The organism is Streptomyces sp. NPDC001515, assembly GCF_053597115.1.
Genome location: NZ_JBSFHN010000008.1, coordinates 18,555 through 35,194, shown reverse-complemented (window position 1 = coordinate 35,194; position 16,640 = coordinate 18,555). Strand labels below are relative to the sequence as shown.

Below are 16,640 nucleotides of genomic sequence, written 5' to 3'. Positions count from 1 at the left end.
GGGCGACAAGGGGGCGATCCTTCATGGACCCGAAGACCTCAGCGCACGTGGACACCTTCGCCGCGGACCATCTGCCGCCCGCCGACGAGTGGCCGGACCTGCTCTTCGACCTGCCCGGACTGGACTACCCGGACCGGCTCAACTGCGCCGCCGAACTCCTGGACCGCACCGTCGAACGCTTCGGCGCGGACCGGGCCGCCTTCCGTGCACCCGACGGCGCCGTCATGAGCTACGGGGAGCTCCAGGGGCTCGTCGACCGGATCGCCCGGGTGCTGACCGAGGACCTGGGCGTGGTGCCCGGCAACCGGGTGATGCTGCGCGGCCCGACCACCCCGACGCTGGCCGCCTGCTGGCTGGCGGTGCTCAAGGCCGGGGGCGTCGCCGTCACCGTCCTGGCGCGGCAGCGCGCCGCCGAACTGGCCACGATCGCCTCGATCGCCCGGATCGGCCACGCGCTGTGCGACGCCCGTTCGCTGGACGACCTGGTACGGGCGGAGGTGCCGGGGCTGCGGATCACCGCGTACGGGGGTGAGGGGGCGGACGATCTGCTGTCGCTGGCCGACGCCCGGCCCGGCCCCTTCCGCGCGGTGGACACGGCCGCCGCCGACGTGGCGCTGATCGCGTTCACCTCGGGGACGACCGGCCGGCCCAAGGGGTGCATGCACCTGCACCGCGACGTGCTGGCCGTCGCGGACACCTTCTCGCGGCACGTCCTGCGGCCGGAGCCCGACGACGTCTTCGCGGGCAGCCCGCCGCTCGGTTTCACCTTCGGGCTCGGCGGTCTGGTGCTCTTCCCGCTGCGCGCCGGCGCATCGGCGCTGCTGCTGGAACAGGCCGGGCCCAAGCAGTTGCTGCCGGCCCTGGCCGCGCACCGGGTCTCGGTGCTCTTCACCGCGCCGACGGCGTACCGGGTGATGCTGGACCACCTCGACGGGCAGGACCTGCCGGCGCTGCGCCGCTGTGTGTCGGCGGGCGAGAACCTGCCGGTCGCGACCTGGCACGCCTGGTACGAGCGGACCGGGCTGCGGATCATCAACGGCATCGGGGCCACCGAACTGCTGCACATCTTCGTCTCGGCCGCCGACGACGCGATCCGGCCCGGCACCACCGGTCTGCCGGTGCCCGGCTGGCAGGCCAGGGTGGTGGACGAGGACGGGGCCGAGGTGCCGGACGGGCAGCCGGGACTGCTCGCCGTGCGCGGCCCGGTCGGCTGCCGCTATCTCGCGGACGCCCGGCAGCGGGAGTACGTCCGGCACGGCTGGAACCTCACCGGGGACACCTATGTGCGCGACGCGGACGGCTACTTCCGCTATGTGGCCCGCGCCGACGACATGATCATCTCCTCCGGGTACAACATCGCGGGCCCGGAGGTCGAGGACGCGCTGCTGCGCCATCCCGAGGTGGCGGAGGCCGCCGTGGTGGGCCGCCCCGACGAACTGCGCGGCGCGGTCGTCGCGGCGTACGTCGTCCGCCGGGAGGGCTCCGCGCTCACCGAGGACGCGCTGCGCGCCTTCATGCGCGCCGAGCTGGCGCCGCACAAGTGCCCCCGGCTGCTGACGTTCCTGCCGGAGCTGCCCCGTACCGCCACCGGAAAGCTCCAGCGGTTCCGGCTGCGCGAGGGCGAAGCCGCTGCGGGATCCGGCGCCACCGGACGAGAATGATCGGATGATCGAACCGCACACGCCCCGCTCGCTGATCGTCACCCTCTACGGCGCGTACGGCCGCTCCCCCGGCAACGCCCCGCTGGCCGTGGCCGAACTGGTCCGGCTGCTGGGCGCCGTCGGGGTCGATCCACCGGCCGTGCGGTCCGCCGTCTCGCGGCTGAAGCGGCGCGGACTGCTCGTGGCGGCCCGTACGGAGGCCGGCGCGGCCGGGTACGCGCTGTCGGACGACGCCCGGCAGCTGCTGGACGACGGGGACCGGCGGATCTACCGGCACCCCGGTCCGCGCGTCGGGGACGGCTGGCTCCTCGCGGTGTTCTCCGTCCCCGAGTCCGAACGGCACAAGCGCCATCTGCTCCGCTCCCGGCTGGCCCGGCTCGGCTTCGGCACGGCGGCGCCGGGGGTGTGGATCGCCCCGGCGGGGCTGTACGAGGAGACCCGGCACACCCTGGAGCGCCTCGGACTCGCGCCCTACGTCGAACTGTTCCGGGGCACGCACCTGGGGTTCGCGGCCACCGGGGAGTCCGTGGCCCGCTGGTGGGACCTGGACGCGCTGGACGCGCTCCACGCCGGTTTCCTGGCCCGGCACGAACCGGTGCTGCGCGACTGGGAGGCGCGCGTGGACCGGACACCCGAACCGGGTGCCGCCTACCGGGACTATCTGCTGGCGCTGGACTCGTGGCGGCGGGTGCCGTACGCGGACCCCGGGCTCCCCGCTGGACTCCTGCCCGAGGGGTGGCGGGGCGGGCGGTCGGCGGAGGTCTTCGGCCTGCTCCACGAGCGGCTGCGGGACGCGGGCGCGGCGTTCGTCCACGGATGACCCGGTCCCGCCGGAGTGCCTCCCCCGGGCCGGTCCGCCCCGGTTAAATCCCGTGCCCCGGCGGCGCCCCCGGCGGCAGAATGCCGAGGCATGACCTGGACCTTCACGCACGACGTCGACGTCTTCCTGGCCGCCGCCGGACCCTCGCTGGCCGCCCGCCCCGCCGAGAACACGGTGGTGCTGACCGTCACCGACGCGCTGCGCCGCCACGGCCGGCGCGCCTTCGGTGAGCGGGACCCGGTGCTGGGCTGGTGGAGCGGCCCGGACGGCGCGGTGGCGGGCACGCTGCTCCACACACCGCCGTACCCGGCCTCGTTGAACGGGCTGCCCCCTCAGGCCGTCGGGCCGCTGCTGGACGCCCACGCGCTGACCCGTGTCAACGCGGACCGGGAGACGGCCCTGGCGGTGGCCGCGCACTGGCCGGCCCACCGGGTCGAGGAGGAGCAGCGCCTGTACCGGCTGGGCACGCTGGTCCCGCCCTCGCCCGCACCGCCGGGCCGGGCCCGGCTCGCCGCCCCGGCCGACCGGGAGCTGTTGCTGGGCTGGTTCGCCGCGTTCGCCGCCGACATCGGCGGCCCCGAAAGCCCGGTCGACCGCCACGCCCAACGGGTGGACGAGCGCGTCGCGGAGGGCCGGCTGACGCTCTGGGAGCACGACGGCGCGCCCGTCTCGATGGCCGGGATCACGCCCCGGATCGCGGGGAGCGCCCGCATCGCGCCCGTGTACACCCCGCCGGAGCACCGGGGCCGGGGTTATGCGGCGGCGGTGACCGCCGAGGCGAGCCGCGCGGCGCTGGCGGCCGGCACGGAGGAACTGCTGCTCTTCACCGACCTGGCGAATCCGACGAGCAACGGTGTGTACACCCGCATCGGCTACCGGCCCGTCGCGGACCGGCTGGTGATCGAGGCACGGCCCGGCGATGAGTGAGCCGCCCGAACGCCCCGCACCGCTCTGGCTGGTCGCCGCGAACGTGGTGCGGTGGCGGCGGTACGGGGAACGGGGGCAGGAGTTCCGGCCGGGCACGAAGGCGTTCCGGGGCGGGGCGAAGGTCTATGTCGTGGACACCTACCCGGGGATGGGCAGCGAACAGCTCACCGCCGTCGGGCACGGCCGGCACCACGGGCGGTGGATCACCATCGACACGGGGACCCGCCATCTGCACACCTTCCGGGCGCGGTTGGTGTACTCCCCCGCCGTGATCCGGCGCTGCGCGGGCCTGCCGGTGCGCACCCGTGAGGAGACGGAGGAGCTGGCGGAGCGCCTGGAGCGGATCGCCCGTCTGGGCCGGGACACCTACCACGGGGCGCCGCACCCGGATCCGTGTCTCTGCCACACCTGCGAGGACGTCAGCCCAGGGTGAGGCGCGGCCGGGGCGCGTCGGTGCGGCCGGTGGGCGGGGTGCGGCTGCCCGCCCGGTACGGCGCGGGCCAGGGCGCGCCCGGTCCGGTGCAGCCCTGCTCGGCCGCCGCGTGGAGCGTCCAGTGCGGGTCGTACAGATGGGGGCGGGCGAGGGCGCAGAGGTCGGCGCGTCCGGCCAGGAGGAGGGAGTTGACGTCGTCCCAGGAGGAGATCGCCCCGACGGCGATCACCGGCACGCAGAGGGTGTTGCGGATGCGGTCGGCGTACGGGGTCTGGTACGAACGCCCGTACTCGGGGCGTTCTTGGGGCACCACCTGGCCGGTGGAGACGTCGATGGCGTCGGCCCCGTGGGCGACGAAGGCGCGGGCGATCTCCACGGCGTCCTCGGCGCGGGTGCCGCCCTCGGCCCAGTCGGTCGCGGAGATCCGGACGGTCATCGGCCGGTCGTCCGGCCAGACCGCGCGGACCGCGTCGAACACCTCCAGCGGGTAGCGGAGCCGGTTCGCGAGCGGGCCGCCGTAGGCGTCGGTGCGGTGGTTGGTGAGCGGGGAGAGGAAACCGGAGAGCAGATAGCCGTGCGCGCAGTGCAGTTCGAGGAGGTCGAACCCGCAGGCGGCGGCGCGGCGGGCGGCGGCCGTGAACTGCGCGCGGACGGTGTCGAGTCCGGCCCGGTCCAGGGCCTGCGGGACCTGGCTGACGCCCGGCGCGTACGGCAGCGGTGAGGCGGCGGTCAGGGGCCAGTTGCCGTGGTCGAGGGGCTGGTCGATGCCCTCCCACATGAGCCGGGTGGAGCCCTTGCGGCCGGAGTGGCCGAGCTGGAGTCCGATCGCGGTGCCGGGCGACTGCCCGTGCACGAAGTCGGTGATCCGGGTCCAGGCGGCGGCCTGCTCGTCGGTGTAGAGGCCGGTGCAGCCGGGGGTGATGCGGCCCTCGGGGCTGACGCAGACCATCTCGGTCATGACGAGTCCGGCGCCGCCGAGGGCGCGGGCCCCGAGGTGGACGAGGTGGAAGTCGCCGGGGACGCCGTCGGTGGCGGAGTACATGTCCATGGGCGAGACGACGACGCGGTTGCGCAGGTGGAGTCCGCGCAGCCGCAGCGGGGTGAACATCGGCGGGGTGTCCGGCGGGCAGCCGAACTCCTCCTCGACGGCCGAGGCGAACGCGGCGTCGCGCAGCCGCAGATTGCCGTGGGTGACCCGGCGGCTGCGGGTGAGGAGGTTGAAGGCGAACTGCCGGGGCGGCTGGTCGACGTACGTCGCCAGTTCCTCGAACCAGCGCAGGCTGGCCAGGGCGGCGCGCTGGGTGGACTCCACGACGGGCCGGCGCTCGGTCTCGTACGCGGCGAGCGCCTCGGGCAGGGCCGGCCGTTCCTCGACGCAGGCGGCGAGGGCGAGGGCGTCCTCGACGGCGAGCTTGGTCCCCGAGCCGATCGAGAAGTGCGCGGTGTGGGCGGCGTCCCCGATGAGGACGGTGTTGCCGTGCGACCAGCGCGCGTTGGCGACGGTGCGGAAGGTGAGCCAGGAGGAGCGGTGGGAGCGCAGCGGGCGGTGGCCGAGCGCCTCCGCGAAGATCGTGGCGCACCGGCGGATCGACGCGGCCGGGTCGGGGGCGTCGAAGCCGGCCGCGCGCCAGACCTCCTCACGCATCTCGATGATGACGGTGGAGGCGCCGCCGCCGTCGGGGGTGCGGGCGTAGGGGTAGGCGTGCAGTTGCATCACGCCGTACGGGGTCTCCGCGATCTCGAAGCGGAAGGCGTTCAGCGGGAAGTCGGCGGCGAGCCAGATGTAGCGGCAGCGGTGCGAGGTGACGCGGGGGCCGAAGTGCTCGGCGTGGGCGTCACGGGTGAGGCTGTGGACGCCGTCGGCGGCGATCACCAGATCGTGGGAGGCGGCGAGTTCGGCGGCGGACGGTGCCGGGGTGCGGAAGCGGAGGCGGACGCCGAGGCCCTGGCAGCGGGCGTGCAGGATCTCCAGGAGCCGGCGGCGGCCGAGCGCGGCGAAGCCGTGCCCGCCGGAGGTCTGGGTGTGGCCTCGGTGGACGATGTCGATGGCGTCCCAGCGGACGAACGCGCGCTGGAGGGCGGCGTACACGACGGGGTCGGCGTGCTCGATGCCGCCCAGGGTCTCGTCGGAGAGGACGACGCCGAAGCCGAAGGTGTCCTCGGGGGCGTTGCGCTCCCAGACGGTGATCTCGCGGCCGGGGCCGAGCCGTTTGAGGAGGGCCGCGGCGTAGAGCCCGCCGGGGCCGCCGCCGATGACCGCGATCTTCCGGGGGCCGTGGTCCGGGGCGGTGGGGCCGGTCATCGTCCGCGCCAGGCGGGCGGCCGCTTCTCGGTGAAGGCGGCGTGGAACTCGGCGTAGTCCTCGCCGTGCATCAGCAGGGCCTGGGTGGCGGCGTCCATCTCCACGGCGGCGGCGAGCGGCATGTCGAGTTCGGCGGTGAGGAGGGCCTTCGTCTGGGCGAGGGCGAGGGCGGGTCCGTCGGCGAGGCGGCGGGCGAGGGCGGCGGCGCGGGTGTCGGCCTCGCCCTCCTCGGTCAGTTCGCTGATCAGCCCGATCCGTTCGGCCTCGGGGGCACGGACGGGGTCGCCCAGCATGAGGAGGCGGGTGGCGTGGCCGAGGCCGACGACGCGGGGCAGCAGATAGGCCGCGCCCATGTCGCCGCCGGAGAGCCCTACGCGGGTGAAGAGGAAGGCGAACCGGGTGGTGGGGTCGGCCACCCGGAAGTCGGCGGCCAGGGCCAGCACGGCGCCCGCCCCGGCGGCGGCTCCGTGCAGGGCGGCGACGACGGGGAAGGGGCACTCCCGCAGGGCGCGGACCACCTGGCCGGTCATCCGGTTGAAGTCCAGGAGCCGGGCGGTGTCCAGGGAGAGCGTGGCGCCGATGATCTCGTCCACATCGCCGCCGGAGCAGAAGCCACGCCCCTCTCCGGCCAGCACCAGGGCCCGGACCGCGCGCTCACGGGAGAGCTCGGCGAGCAGATCGCGCAGGTCCGCGTAGGCGCCGAAGGTCAGCGCGTTGAGCTTCTCGGGGCGGGCGAGCGTGACGGTGGCGACGCCGTCGCGCGTGCTGACCCGCAGATGGCGCCACGTCTCGGTGCGGGAGGCCGAGCTGGGAAACGGACTCATGGAGGGGGGACCCTTCGGCCGTCGGGCTGCTGCCTGCCTCTCGAAGCTATCACCGGTACGTGACTTCCGTCACGAGTGCGCGATAGCCGGGTCCCGGGAGGCCCGTGCGGACCGGGACGGGCGGGTCGAGGGTGACGAACGTCCCCTTCGCACCGGTCGGGAGTCCCTTGCCCGTGTCGTGGGCGTTCGTAAGGTGGGAGCCACGAAGTCCTGCGCCCCCGGAACGGGCGATTCCAGGAGTGTCCACCCGCCCGAACGGACCCCGCCGTGCCGCCCGACGCCCCCGCCACCACCTGGCGCATCACCCTGCCGCACTCCACGGCGGCCGTGCCGATCGCCCGCGCGCTGATCCGCGCGGTCCTGGCGGACCTCGACGCCCCGGCCGACGCCGACACGGCCGAGCTGCTGACGGCGGAGCTGGTCGCCAACGCGGTGGAGCACACCCCGGGCGACGACCCGGTCGAGCTGGTGGTGGAGCTGCTGGAGAGCGTCTGCCAGGTGGAGGTGCACGACGGCGATCCGGCGCCGCCGGGGGACCTCTCCCGCCCGGGCCCGGACTGGATGCCCGATCCCTGGCAGGAGCACGGCCGGGGGCTGCTGCTGATCCGCACGCTCAGCGCGGCCTGCGGCCACCGCACGACCGAGCGCGGCAAGGCGGTCTGGTTCACCCTGCCGGCACCGGCCCGTCCGGCGACCTGAGCGCCCGGCCGGGTCAGCCGGCCAGCCGCGAGCGGCGGTGCCCGTATCCGGAGTACACCGCCGCCCCGGCCACCAGGAACACCGCGAACTGCACCCAGGTCGCCCAGCCCGTCCCGTACATCAGATAGACGCAGAAGCCGATGCCGAGCAGCGGGCTCAGCGGGTGGAGGGGGACGCGGAAGGCGCCCCGCACCTCCGGGTTGCGGCGGCGCAGCACGACGGCGGCGGCGTTGACGGCGACCATGGTGGCGAGGGTGCCGATGGTGGTCAGGTTCACCACCACGTCGAGCGAGGCGAAGGCGGCCGGGACGGCGAAGACGGCGGCGACGATCCAGGTGTTGGCGACCGGGGTCGCGGTGCGCGGCGAGACCCGTTCGAAGACCCTGGGCACCAGGCCGTCGCGCGACATGGACATCAGGATGCGGGTCTGCCCGTACATCACGGCGAGCACGACCGAGGCGATGGCGACGACCGCGCCGAAGGCGATGATCCCGCCGCCGATGTCCGAGCCGGTGACCCGGTCGACGATCAGCGAGAGCGCGGCCGGCTGGTCCGCGACGGCCCCGGGGCCCAGCGCCCCGATGGCGGCGAGGGCGACGGCGCAGTAGAGCAGCGTCACCAGTCCGATGCAGATCAGGATCGCGAGGGGGATGTCGCGGCGCGGATTGCGGACCTCCTCGCCGGTGGTGGTGATGGCGTCGAAGCCGATGTACGAGAAGAAGGCCAGCGAGGCCCCCGCGGTGACCCCGCCGGGGCCGTGGCTCAGGAACGGCGTGAGGTGGCCGCGTTCGAAGGCCGTGAAGGCGATGGCGCAGAACATGATCAGCACGGCGATCTTGAGGACGGCCATCGCGGCCGTGGCCCCGGCACTCTCCCGCACCCCGCGCACCAGCAGGGTCGCGGCCATCATGATCACGAGCACGGCGGGCAGATTGACCACGCCGCCGTCGCCGGGGCCCGCGGAGAGCGCCTGGGGCAACTGGTGGCCGATCAGGCTGTCGAGCAGTTCGTTGACGTACTGGCTCCATCCGACGGCCACGGCCGAGACGGAGACGCCGTACTCCAGGAGCAGGCACCAGCCGACGAGGAAGGCCAGGCGCTCGCCGAGGGTGGCGTAGGCGTACGAGTAGGAGCTGCCGGAGACGGGGATGGCGCTGCCCAGCTCGGCGAACGAGAACGCGGTGAACACGCAGGTGACGGCCGCGAGGACGTAGGACACCACGACGGCGGGTCCGGCTTCGGCGACGCTGTCGGAGAGCCCGACGAAGATCCCGGTGCCGACGACGGCCCCGACCCCGAAGCAGACGAGCTGGAAGAGGCCCATGGTGCGTTTGAGCCCATGGCCCTCCAGGTCGGCCCCGGACTCGGCGATCAGCTGGTGGGGATCCTTCAGGCGCGGGGGCGGGCCGGGCAGGCGCAGGGGGCTCACGGCGGTGGTCTCATTCTCCGGCGGTGGGGGGGTGGGGCGGTGCGCCGAGGGGTGGGGGGCGGCGTGCACACGAAAGCGGGGTTCGAGCGTGCGAGCTCGAACCCCACCGGCGGAGACCATCATAGGCACGTAGGTGCATATTCACCCAATTGGGTGCATGTTCATGCGGGATGTCCGGGTCAGCGGGTCCGGGTCCCCATCGTCGCCACCATGACGGCCTTGATCGTGTGCATCCGGTTCTCCGCCTCGTCGAAGACGACGGAGTGCGCGGACTCGAAGACCTCGTCGCTGACCTCCAGCTCGGACAGTCCGTAGCGGTCGTTGATCTCGCGCCCGACCTTGGTGCCGAGGTCGTGGAAGGCCGGGAGGCAGTGGAGGAACTTCACGTCGTCGTTGCCGGTGGCCCGGAGCACGTCCATGGTCACGGCGTACGGCGCGAGGGCGGCGATGCGCTCGGCCCAGACCTCCTTGGGCTCGCCCATCGAGACCCAGACGTCGGTGGCGACGAAGTCGGCGCCGCGCACGCCCTCGGTGATGTCCTCGGTGAGCGTGACGGTGGCCCCGCTGCTCGCGGCCAGCTCGCGCGCCCGGGCCACGACGGCGTCGGCGGGCCAGTACGCCCGCGGCGCGACGATGCGCACGTCCATGCCGAGCAGGGCGCCGGTGACCAGGTAGGAGTTGCCCATGTTGAAGCGGGCGTCCCCGAGGTAGGCGAAGGCGGTGCGCTCCAGCGGCTTCGCGCAGTGCTCGGTCATCGTGAGGACGTCGGCGAGCATCTGCGTGGGGTGCCAGTCGTCGGTGAGCCCGTTGAAGACGGGGACACCGGCGTGGGCGGCCAGCTCCTCGACGGCCTGCTGGCTGTCCCCCCGGTACTCGATCCCGTCGAACATCCGGCCGAGGACCCGGGCGGTGTCCTTCACGGACTCCTTGTGGCCCATCTGCGAACCGGAGGGGTCGAGGTACGTGGTGGAGGCGCCCTGGTCCGCGGCGGCGACCTCGAAGGCGCAGCGGGTGCGGGTCGAGGTCTTCTCGAAGATCAGCGCGATGTTCCTGCCGCGCAGGTGCTGGACCTCCGTGCCCGCCTTCTTCGCGGCCTTGAGCTCGGCGGCCAGGCCGATCAGGCCGCGGAACTCCTCGGCCGTGAAGTCCAGCTCCTTGAGGAAGTGGCGGCCTGCGAGGTCTATGGCCATGGTGACTGCTCCTGGGTCGGGCGGGGGGACGCATACGGTAACCCTGGAAGTCTATACGACGCAATGCATCGCTATACAGGGCGGTGCGGGCACCTTGACGCCGCGCCCGCACCACCGGCGGCGCCCGCCCCGCCCGCACCACCGGCAATGTCCGCCCCGCCCCGGGCTACACCGGGTCGCGGACCACCGGACAGCTCATGCAGCGCGGACCGCCCCGGCCCCGGCCCAGTTCGCTGCCCGGGATCTCGATGACCTCGATGCCCTCCTTGCGCAGATACGTGTTGGTGGTGGCGTTGCGCTCGTACGCCACGACGACGCCCGGCTCGACCGCCAGCACGTTGCATCCGTCGTCCCACTGCTCGCGCTCGGCGGCGTGCACGTCCTGGGTGGCGGTCAGGACCCGGATCGCGTCGAGCCCCAGCGCGTCCGCGATCGCCCGGTGCATGTGCTCGGGCGGATGGTCGGTGACCCTGAGGTCCCGGGGGCCGTCGCCCGGCTCGATCGTGTACGAGCGGAGCATCCCGAGGCCGGCGTACTTGGTGAAGGTGTCCCCGTCGACCATCGTCATCACCGTGTCCAGGTGCATGAACGCCCGGCTCTTCGGCATGTCCAGCGCCACGATCGTCCGCGCGGACCCGGCGTCGAAGAGGCCCCGTGCCAGCATCTCCACCGCCTGCGGGGTGGTCCGCTCGCTCATCCCGATGAGGACGGCGCCCCGGCCGATGACGAGCACGTCACCGCCCTCGATCGTCGACGGGTAGTCGTCCTGCCCCTCCGACCAGTGGTGGAAGGGGCCCGCGTCGGGGCCGGTGAACAGCGGATGGTGACGGTAGATCGCCTCGAAGTGCACGGTCTCGCGCTGCCGGGCCGGCCAGCGCATGGCGTTGATGGAGACCCCGTCGTAGATCCACGCCGAGGTGTCGCGCGTGAACAGGTGGTTGGGCAGCGGACCGAGCAGGAAGTCGTCCAGGTCCATGACGTGGAAGCGCACCGAGACCGGCTCCGGGGAGCGCTCCAGGAACTCCCGCTTCGTCATCCCGCCGACCAGCGCCGCGCACAGCTCGGGCGCGGGCAACTCCTCGAAGGCGGCGCGCAGATGCTCGGTGGCGAGCGGACCGTACTCCTTCTCGTCGAAGACCCGGTCCAGCACCAGCCGGCGGGCCGCCGGGATCTCCAGCGCCTCCTGGAGCAGATCGCCGAAGAGGTGCACCTCCACGCCCCGGTCCCGCAGCACGTCCGCGAATCCGTCGTGTTCCTGGCGGGCGCGGCGCACCCAGAGCACGTCGTCGAAGAGCAGCGCGTCCTTGTTGCGCGGGGTGAGCCGCTTCAGTTCCAGATCGGGGCGGTGCAGGATGACGCGGCGCAGCCGCCCGGCCTCGGAGTCGACATGGAATCCCATGCCCTCATCCTCACCGCGCGGAGCACCGTTCACCCGGCGAATCGCTCTCGGGTTCCGCCGGCGGCGGAACCCGAGAGCGTGGGGCCTGTCGGAGGGGAAGGGCCGGGCAGGCCCTACAGCCGCGGGTCCACCGGCTCCGACTCCAGGGCCAGCACCGCGAACACCGCCTCGTGGACCCGCCACAGCGGCTCCCCGTCGGCCAGCCGGTCCAGGGCCTCCAGACCGAGCGCGTACTCGCGCAGGGCGAGCGAGCGCTTGTGGCCGAGGAAGCGGCCGCGCAGCCGCTCCAGGTTCTCCGGCCGGGTGTACTCGGGGCCGTAGATGATCCGCAGGTACTCCCTCCCGCGCACCTTCACCCCGGGCTGCACCAGCCGGTCCTTGCCGTCGCGGACGAGCGCGCCGAGCGGTTTGACGACCATGCCCTCGCCGCCCCGGCCGGTCATCTCCAGCCACCAGTCGACGCCCGCCCGCACCGACGCCTCGTCGCCCGTGTCGACGACGAGCCGGCGGGTGACCTGGAGCAGCCCGGTCGGGTCGTGCTCCACCAGCCGGTCCAGCCAGGCCAGCTGCGCGTCGTGCGGGACGGCGGCGAGCGAACGGCCCCGCACCGCGAGGATCTGGAACGGTGCCAGGCGCACCCCGTCCAGCCCCTCGGTGCTCCAGCAGTAGCGGCGGTACGCCTCGGTGAACGCCGCGGCGTCCTCGGCCCGGTCGCGCTGCCGGTCCGCGAGGGCGCCCACGTCGACGCCCCGGGCGGCCGCCGCGGCGAGCGCCCCGCCCACCACGGGCAGCACGGCGCCGGAGGCGGCGCCGACCGCCGCGTACTGCGAGCGCAGCAGCCCGCCCGCCTTCAGTGACCAGGGCATCAGCTCGGCGTCGAGGAGCACCCAGTCGGTGTCCCACTCCTCCCACAGACCGGCGGCGGTGACGGCCGCCCGCAGCCGGGCCAGCACCTCCTCGGTGAGCGCCGCACCGTCCAGGAACGGCCGTCCGGTGCGGGTGTACAGCGCGCCCGTGGGGCCGTCCCCGCCCGTCTCGCCGATCCCGAAGCGCTCCCGGGCGGCGGCCGCGTCCTTGCAGACCAGCGCGACGGCGCGGGAGCCCATGTGCTTCTCCTCGCACACGACGCGGTCCACGCCGTCCGCCCGGTACTGGGCGAACGCCTCGGCCGGATGCTCCAGATAGCCCTCCTCGTGCGAGGTCGCGGTCGGTGCCATGGTCGGCGGCAGGTACGCGAGCAGCCGGGGGTCGACGGCGAACCGGCTCATGACCTCCAGGGCCGCCGCCGCGTTCTCCTCGCGGACGGCGACGCGTCCCAGGTGCCGGGTCTCCACGACCCGGCGGCCCTGCACGTCCCCGAGGTCCAGCGGGCGGCCCTCCCGGCTGCCCGGCGCCTCGGTGACCAGCGGCTTCGCCGGCTCGTACCAGACCCGCTCGGCCGGTACGTCGACGAGCTCGCGCTCCGGCCAGCGCAGCGCGGTCATCTTCCCGCCGAACACCGCTCCGGTGTCCAGGCAGATGGTGTTGTTGATCCACGAAGTGCTGGGGACCGGGGTGTGGCCGTAGACGACCGTGGCGCTGCCCCGGTAGTCCTCGGCCCACGGGTAGCGCACCGGCAGCCCGAACGCGTCGGTCTCGCCGGTGGTGTCGCCGTAGAGCGCGTGCGAGCGGACCCGGCCGGAGGTGCGGCCGTGGTACTTCTCGGGCAGGCCGGCGTGGCAGACGACCAGCCGCCCGCCGTCCAGCACGTAGTGGCTGACCAGTCCGTCGATGAACGTCGCGACGCGCGCCCGGAACTCCGGGTCCTCCGTGTCCACCCGCTCCAACTGCTCGACGGTCTCCGCGAGGCCGTGGGTCAGCTGGACCTTGCGGCCCTTGAGGTAGCGGCCGAGCTTGTTCTCGTGGTTGCCGGGCACGCAGAGCGCGTGGCCGTCGGCCACCATCGCCATGACCCGGCGCAGCACCCCGGGGCTGTCGGGGCCCCGGTCGACGAGGTCGCCGACGAACACGGCCGTACGCCCCTCGGGGTGCGCCCCGTCCACGTAGCCGAGCTTTCCGAGCAGGGTCTCCAGCTCGGAGGCGCAGCCGTGGACGTCACCGATGATGTCGAAGGGGCCGGTGAGGTGGCGCAGGTCGTTGTAGCGGCGCTCCAGCACCACCCGGGCGTGCTCGGCCTCCTCCTCGGTGCGCAGGATGTGCACCTTGCGGAAGCCCTCGCGCTCCAGTCCGCGCAGCGAGCGGCGCAGCTCGCGGCGGTGGCGCTGGACCACGTGCCGGGGCATTCCGGCGCGGTCGGGACGCCCGGCGTTGCGGGCGTGGCAGACCTCTTCGGGCAGATCGAGGACGATCGCGATGGGCAGCACGTCGTGCTCCCTGGCCAGCCGGACGAGCTGCCGGCGCGCCTCCGACTGCACGTTCGTGGCGTCCACGACGGTCAGCCGGCCGGCGGCCAGCCGCTTGCCCGCGATGTAGTGCAGGACGTCGAAGGCGTCCCCGCTGGCGCTCTGGTCGTTCTCGTCGTCCGCGACCAGGCCCCGGCAGAAGTCGGAGGAGATGACCTCGGTCGGCTTGAACTGCCGGCGGGCGAAGGTGGACTTGCCCGATCCGCTCGCCCCGATGAGGACGACGAGGGAGAGGTCGGTGACCGGAAGGACGCGTCCGGCGTCCTCGCCGCCGGTACTCGTACGGGTGGTGCTGGTGGTGCTCATGCGGCGTCCGCCTCCTTCTCGGTCGTGTCGGTCCTGCGGGTGTCGCCCCGGGGGGACGGCGTCGTGGTGAAGACGGCCATCTGGGTGGGCGGGCCGACCTCGGGGTCGTCGTCGCCCACGGGCACGAACTCCACGCCGTACCCGTAGCGGCCCGCCACGCGCCGCGCCCAGGCCCGGAACTCGGCGCGGGTCCACTCGAAGCGGTGGTCGCCGTGCCGGGTGTGCCCGGCCGGCAGCGTCTCCCAGCGGACGTTGTACTCGACGTTCGGCGTGGTCACGAGGACGGTACGGGGACGGGCGGCGCCGAACACCGCGTACTCCAGGGCGGGCAGCCTCTCCAGGTCCACGTGCTCGATCACCTCGCTGAGCACCGCCGCGTCGTACCCCGCGAGCCGCTTGTCGGTGTACGCGAGGGAGCCCTGCCGGAGGGTGACCCGGGATGCCTGGCGCTCGCCCATCCGCTCCAGCCGGAGCCGGCGCGAGGCGATGGTGAGGGCGCGCATCGAGACGTCGACGCCCACGATCTCCGTGTACCGGGGGTCCTTGAGGAGGGCCTGCACCAACTGGCCCTGGCCGCAGCCCAGGTCGAGCACGCGGCTCGCCCCGGCCCCGGTCAGCGCCGCCAGGATGGCGTCCCGGCGCCGCACCGCGAGCGGAACCGGCCGCTCCTCGGTGTCGGCGGTCTCGTCGACCGCGTTGTCGATGGCCTCGACGGTGAGGTCGTCGGACTCGGCGAGCCTCACCAGCTCCAGGCGTTCCATGGCCTGCCGGGCCAGTCCCCAGCGCCGGGACAGATAGCGGCTGGTGATCAGCTTCTGCTCCGGGTGGGCGGCCAGCCAGCCCTCGCCCGCGCGCAGCAGCTTGTCGACCTCGTCGGGCGCCACCCAGTAGTGCTTGGCGTCGTCGAGCACGGGGAGCAGTACGTACAGCTGCCGCAGCGCGTCGGCGAGCCGCAACTCGCCCTCCAGCACCAGCCGCACGTAGCGCGAGTCGCCCCACTCGGGGAACCGCTCGTCCAGCGGCACGGGCCGCGCGTCCACGACCGGCCAGCCCAGCGGACCGAAGAGCCCCCGCACCAGCTCGGCACCACCACGGGCCGGGAGGGCGGGCACCTCGATCCGCAGCGGCATCGGGGCCGCCGCCCGCTCCGGCATCGCCTTGCAGTCACCGCGCAGCGCGGACTTGAAGACGACGCTCATCGCGGTGGACAGCAGCGAGGACGCCGCGTAGGGGCGGTCGTTGACGTACTGCGCGAGCGCCGCGTCGGGAGCGCCGCCCCGGCCCTTGCCCTTGCCGCGCCGCACCAGCGCCACCGGATCCACCTCCAGCAGCAGTGCGGCCGTGCACCGCTCCGCGGACGCTTCGGGATAGAAGACGTGCGCGACGCCGTGCGAGGTGGAGAACGTCTGCGCCTTCTCGGGATGCTTGTGCAGCAGGAAGCCGAGATCGGTGGCGGGACGCTCCGGGGTGCCGGTGGTGCTGATCGTCAGGAACACCCGTCCGAGTATGCTGCGCCTCCTCCCCCGTCACCAGGCATTTTCCCGGTGCCGGGCGGCCGGCCGGGCGTGCCCCGCGGCGGGCGGGTCCGGGGGCTCCGGACGCCGGGGTCCCTCGCTCCCTGATCCGGCCCGATCCGAACGAAAGGCCCTAGCATGCTGCGCATGACAGAGCGACGCTCCCTCCTCGGCGGGTCGATATTCGAGGAACAGATCGGCTACGCCCGTGCAGTGATGGACGGCGACTGGGTCCATGTCTCCGGGACGACCGGATTCGACTACGCCACCATGACCATCTCGGACGACGTGGTGGAACAGGCCGAACAGTGCCTGCGCACCATCGGGGCCGCCCTGGCCGAGGCGGGATGCACCTTCGACGACGTCGTGCGGGTCCGCTATCTCCTCCCCGAACGCGCCGACTTCGAGCCCTGCTGGCCCGCGCTGCGCCGCACCTTCGGCGGCATCCGCCCCGCCGCCACCATGCAGGTGTGCGGTCTCGCCGACCCCCGCATGAAGATCGAGATCGAGGTCACCGCCCGGCACCGCCCCGCCTGAGGCGGCGCCCCGCCCTCGCCGTACCGGTCCCCCGCTGTCCGTGGCCGATGACAGGATCGGGCGATGCCGCTCACGGAATACGCCCCCGGCCCGCTCGTACCGGGCGAATCACTGCGCTGGCGGCCCACCTCGCGAGGCGCTGCCACCACGACCCCGCCCGGGCCTCTCCGCTGAGTGGCTGCCCCTCGGCGCGCCCG

13 protein-coding genes are annotated in these 16,640 nt (G+C 73.7%); 6 read left to right on the top strand and 7 right to left on the bottom strand.

Annotated features, from left to right (window positions below; genetic code table 11):
* Positions 1-23: 23 nt before the first annotated feature.
* The 4 genes from ACWCXC_RS11220 (at position 24) to ACWCXC_RS11205 (ending at position 3,841) form a co-directional block, all read left to right on the top strand.
* Complete coding sequence (locus tag ACWCXC_RS11220) at positions 24-1,661, top strand: AMP-binding protein (RefSeq protein ID WP_450888207.1); 1,638 nt, start codon at positions 24-26, stop codon at positions 1,659-1,661.
* Positions 1,662-1,665: 4 nt separating this feature from the next.
* Entirely contained in the window at positions 1,666-2,481 is an 816-nt protein-coding gene (locus tag ACWCXC_RS11215; protein ID WP_450888205.1) for a PaaX family transcriptional regulator, read from the top strand.
* 90 nt (positions 2,482-2,571) lie between these two features.
* Complete coding sequence (locus tag ACWCXC_RS11210; RefSeq protein ID WP_450888203.1) at positions 2,572-3,408, top strand: GNAT family N-acetyltransferase; 837 nt, start codon at positions 2,572-2,574, stop codon at positions 3,406-3,408.
* Positions 3,401-3,841 carry a hypothetical protein gene (locus ACWCXC_RS11205; protein ID WP_450681167.1) on the top strand — a complete coding sequence of 147 codons (441 nt, stop codon included), beginning with the start codon at positions 3,401-3,403 and terminating at the stop codon, positions 3,839-3,841. Before ACWCXC_RS11210 ends, ACWCXC_RS11205 begins: the two co-directional genes overlap by 8 nt.
* Here ACWCXC_RS11205 and ACWCXC_RS11200 read toward each other — a convergent pair.
* Together ACWCXC_RS11200 and ACWCXC_RS11195 are read right to left on the bottom strand one after the other, a co-directional pair.
* Positions 3,828-6,143, bottom strand: coding sequence for a bifunctional salicylyl-CoA 5-hydroxylase/oxidoreductase (locus ACWCXC_RS11200; RefSeq protein ID WP_450888201.1), 2,316 nt, complete (start codon positions 6,141-6,143; stop codon positions 3,828-3,830). The genes ACWCXC_RS11205 and ACWCXC_RS11200 overlap by 14 nt on opposite strands.
* A complete protein-coding gene (locus tag ACWCXC_RS11195) occupies positions 6,140-6,967 on the bottom strand; it encodes an enoyl-CoA hydratase family protein (RefSeq protein WP_450888199.1) in 828 nt (275 codons plus the stop codon). Before ACWCXC_RS11195 ends, ACWCXC_RS11200 begins: the two co-directional genes overlap by 4 nt.
* A gap of 267 nt (positions 6,968-7,234) precedes the next feature.
* On the opposite strand from ACWCXC_RS11195, the gene ACWCXC_RS11190 reads away from it, so the two are divergent.
* A complete protein-coding gene (locus ACWCXC_RS11190) occupies positions 7,235-7,666 on the top strand; it encodes an ATP-binding protein (protein ID WP_450681170.1) in 432 nt (143 codons plus the stop codon).
* A gap of 13 nt (positions 7,667-7,679) precedes the next feature.
* Here the strand turns inward: ACWCXC_RS11190 and ACWCXC_RS11185 are convergent, their stop codons facing one another.
* From ACWCXC_RS11185 to ACWCXC_RS11165, 5 genes are all read right to left on the bottom strand, one after another.
* Positions 7,680-9,095: an amino acid permease gene (locus ACWCXC_RS11185; RefSeq protein WP_450888196.1), complete on the bottom strand. Its 1,416-nt coding sequence runs from the start codon at positions 9,093-9,095 to the stop codon at positions 7,680-7,682.
* A 179-nt stretch (positions 9,096-9,274) separates the two neighbouring features.
* On the bottom strand, positions 9,275-10,285 hold the full coding sequence (argF, locus tag ACWCXC_RS11180) for an ornithine carbamoyltransferase (protein WP_450888194.1): 1,011 nt from the start codon (positions 10,283-10,285) through the stop codon (positions 9,275-9,277).
* A gap of 166 nt (positions 10,286-10,451) precedes the next feature.
* Positions 10,452-11,684: an arginine deiminase gene (locus ACWCXC_RS11175; RefSeq protein WP_450888192.1), complete on the bottom strand. Its 1,233-nt coding sequence runs from the start codon at positions 11,682-11,684 to the stop codon at positions 10,452-10,454.
* A 113-nt stretch (positions 11,685-11,797) separates the two neighbouring features.
* Positions 11,798-14,392 (bottom strand): polynucleotide kinase-phosphatase, encoded by a 2,595-nt coding sequence (locus tag ACWCXC_RS11170; protein WP_450888190.1) that lies wholly within the window; start codon positions 14,390-14,392, stop codon positions 11,798-11,800.
* Positions 14,389-15,888 carry a 3' terminal RNA ribose 2'-O-methyltransferase Hen1 gene (locus ACWCXC_RS11165; RefSeq protein WP_450888188.1) on the bottom strand — a complete coding sequence of 500 codons (1,500 nt, stop codon included), beginning with the start codon at positions 15,886-15,888 and terminating at the stop codon, positions 14,389-14,391. The genes ACWCXC_RS11170 and ACWCXC_RS11165 overlap by 4 nt, the downstream gene beginning before the upstream one ends.
* A 165-nt stretch (positions 15,889-16,053) precedes the next feature.
* Between ACWCXC_RS11165 and ACWCXC_RS11160 the strand changes: the two genes are divergently transcribed.
* Positions 16,054-16,443, top strand: coding sequence for a RidA family protein (locus ACWCXC_RS11160; RefSeq protein ID WP_450888187.1), 390 nt, complete (start codon positions 16,054-16,056; stop codon positions 16,441-16,443).
* Positions 16,444-16,640 lie beyond the last annotated feature (197 nt).

What these genes read in the sequence shown, in the direction of transcription:
- ACWCXC_RS11195 (WP_450888199.1), bottom strand. Translation starts at nt 6,967, where the DNA reads ATGAGTCCGTTTCCCAGCTCGGCCTCCCGCACCGAGACGTGGCGCCAT.
- ACWCXC_RS11215 (WP_450888205.1), top strand. Translation starts at nt 1,666, where the DNA reads ATGATCGAACCGCACACGCCCCGCTCGCTGATCGTCACCCTCTACGGC.
- ACWCXC_RS11210 (WP_450888203.1), top strand. Translation starts at nt 2,572, where the DNA reads ATGACCTGGACCTTCACGCACGACGTCGACGTCTTCCTGGCCGCCGCC.
- ACWCXC_RS11220 (WP_450888207.1), top strand. Translation starts at nt 24, where the DNA reads ATGGACCCGAAGACCTCAGCGCACGTGGACACCTTCGCCGCGGACCAT.
- argF (WP_450888194.1), bottom strand. Translation starts at nt 10,285, where the DNA reads ATGGCCATAGACCTCGCAGGCCGCCACTTCCTCAAGGAGCTGGACTTC.
- ACWCXC_RS11200 (WP_450888201.1), bottom strand. Translation starts at nt 6,143, where the DNA reads ATGACCGGCCCCACCGCCCCGGACCACGGCCCCCGGAAGATCGCGGTC.
- ACWCXC_RS11205 (WP_450681167.1), top strand. Translation starts at nt 3,401, where the DNA reads ATGAGTGAGCCGCCCGAACGCCCCGCACCGCTCTGGCTGGTCGCCGCG.
- ACWCXC_RS11175 (WP_450888192.1), bottom strand. Translation starts at nt 11,684, where the DNA reads ATGGGATTCCATGTCGACTCCGAGGCCGGGCGGCTGCGCCGCGTCATC.
- ACWCXC_RS11160 (WP_450888187.1), top strand. Translation starts at nt 16,054, where the DNA reads ATGACAGAGCGACGCTCCCTCCTCGGCGGGTCGATATTCGAGGAACAG.
- ACWCXC_RS11170 (WP_450888190.1), bottom strand. Translation starts at nt 14,392, where the DNA reads ATGAGCACCACCAGCACCACCCGTACGAGTACCGGCGGCGAGGACGCC.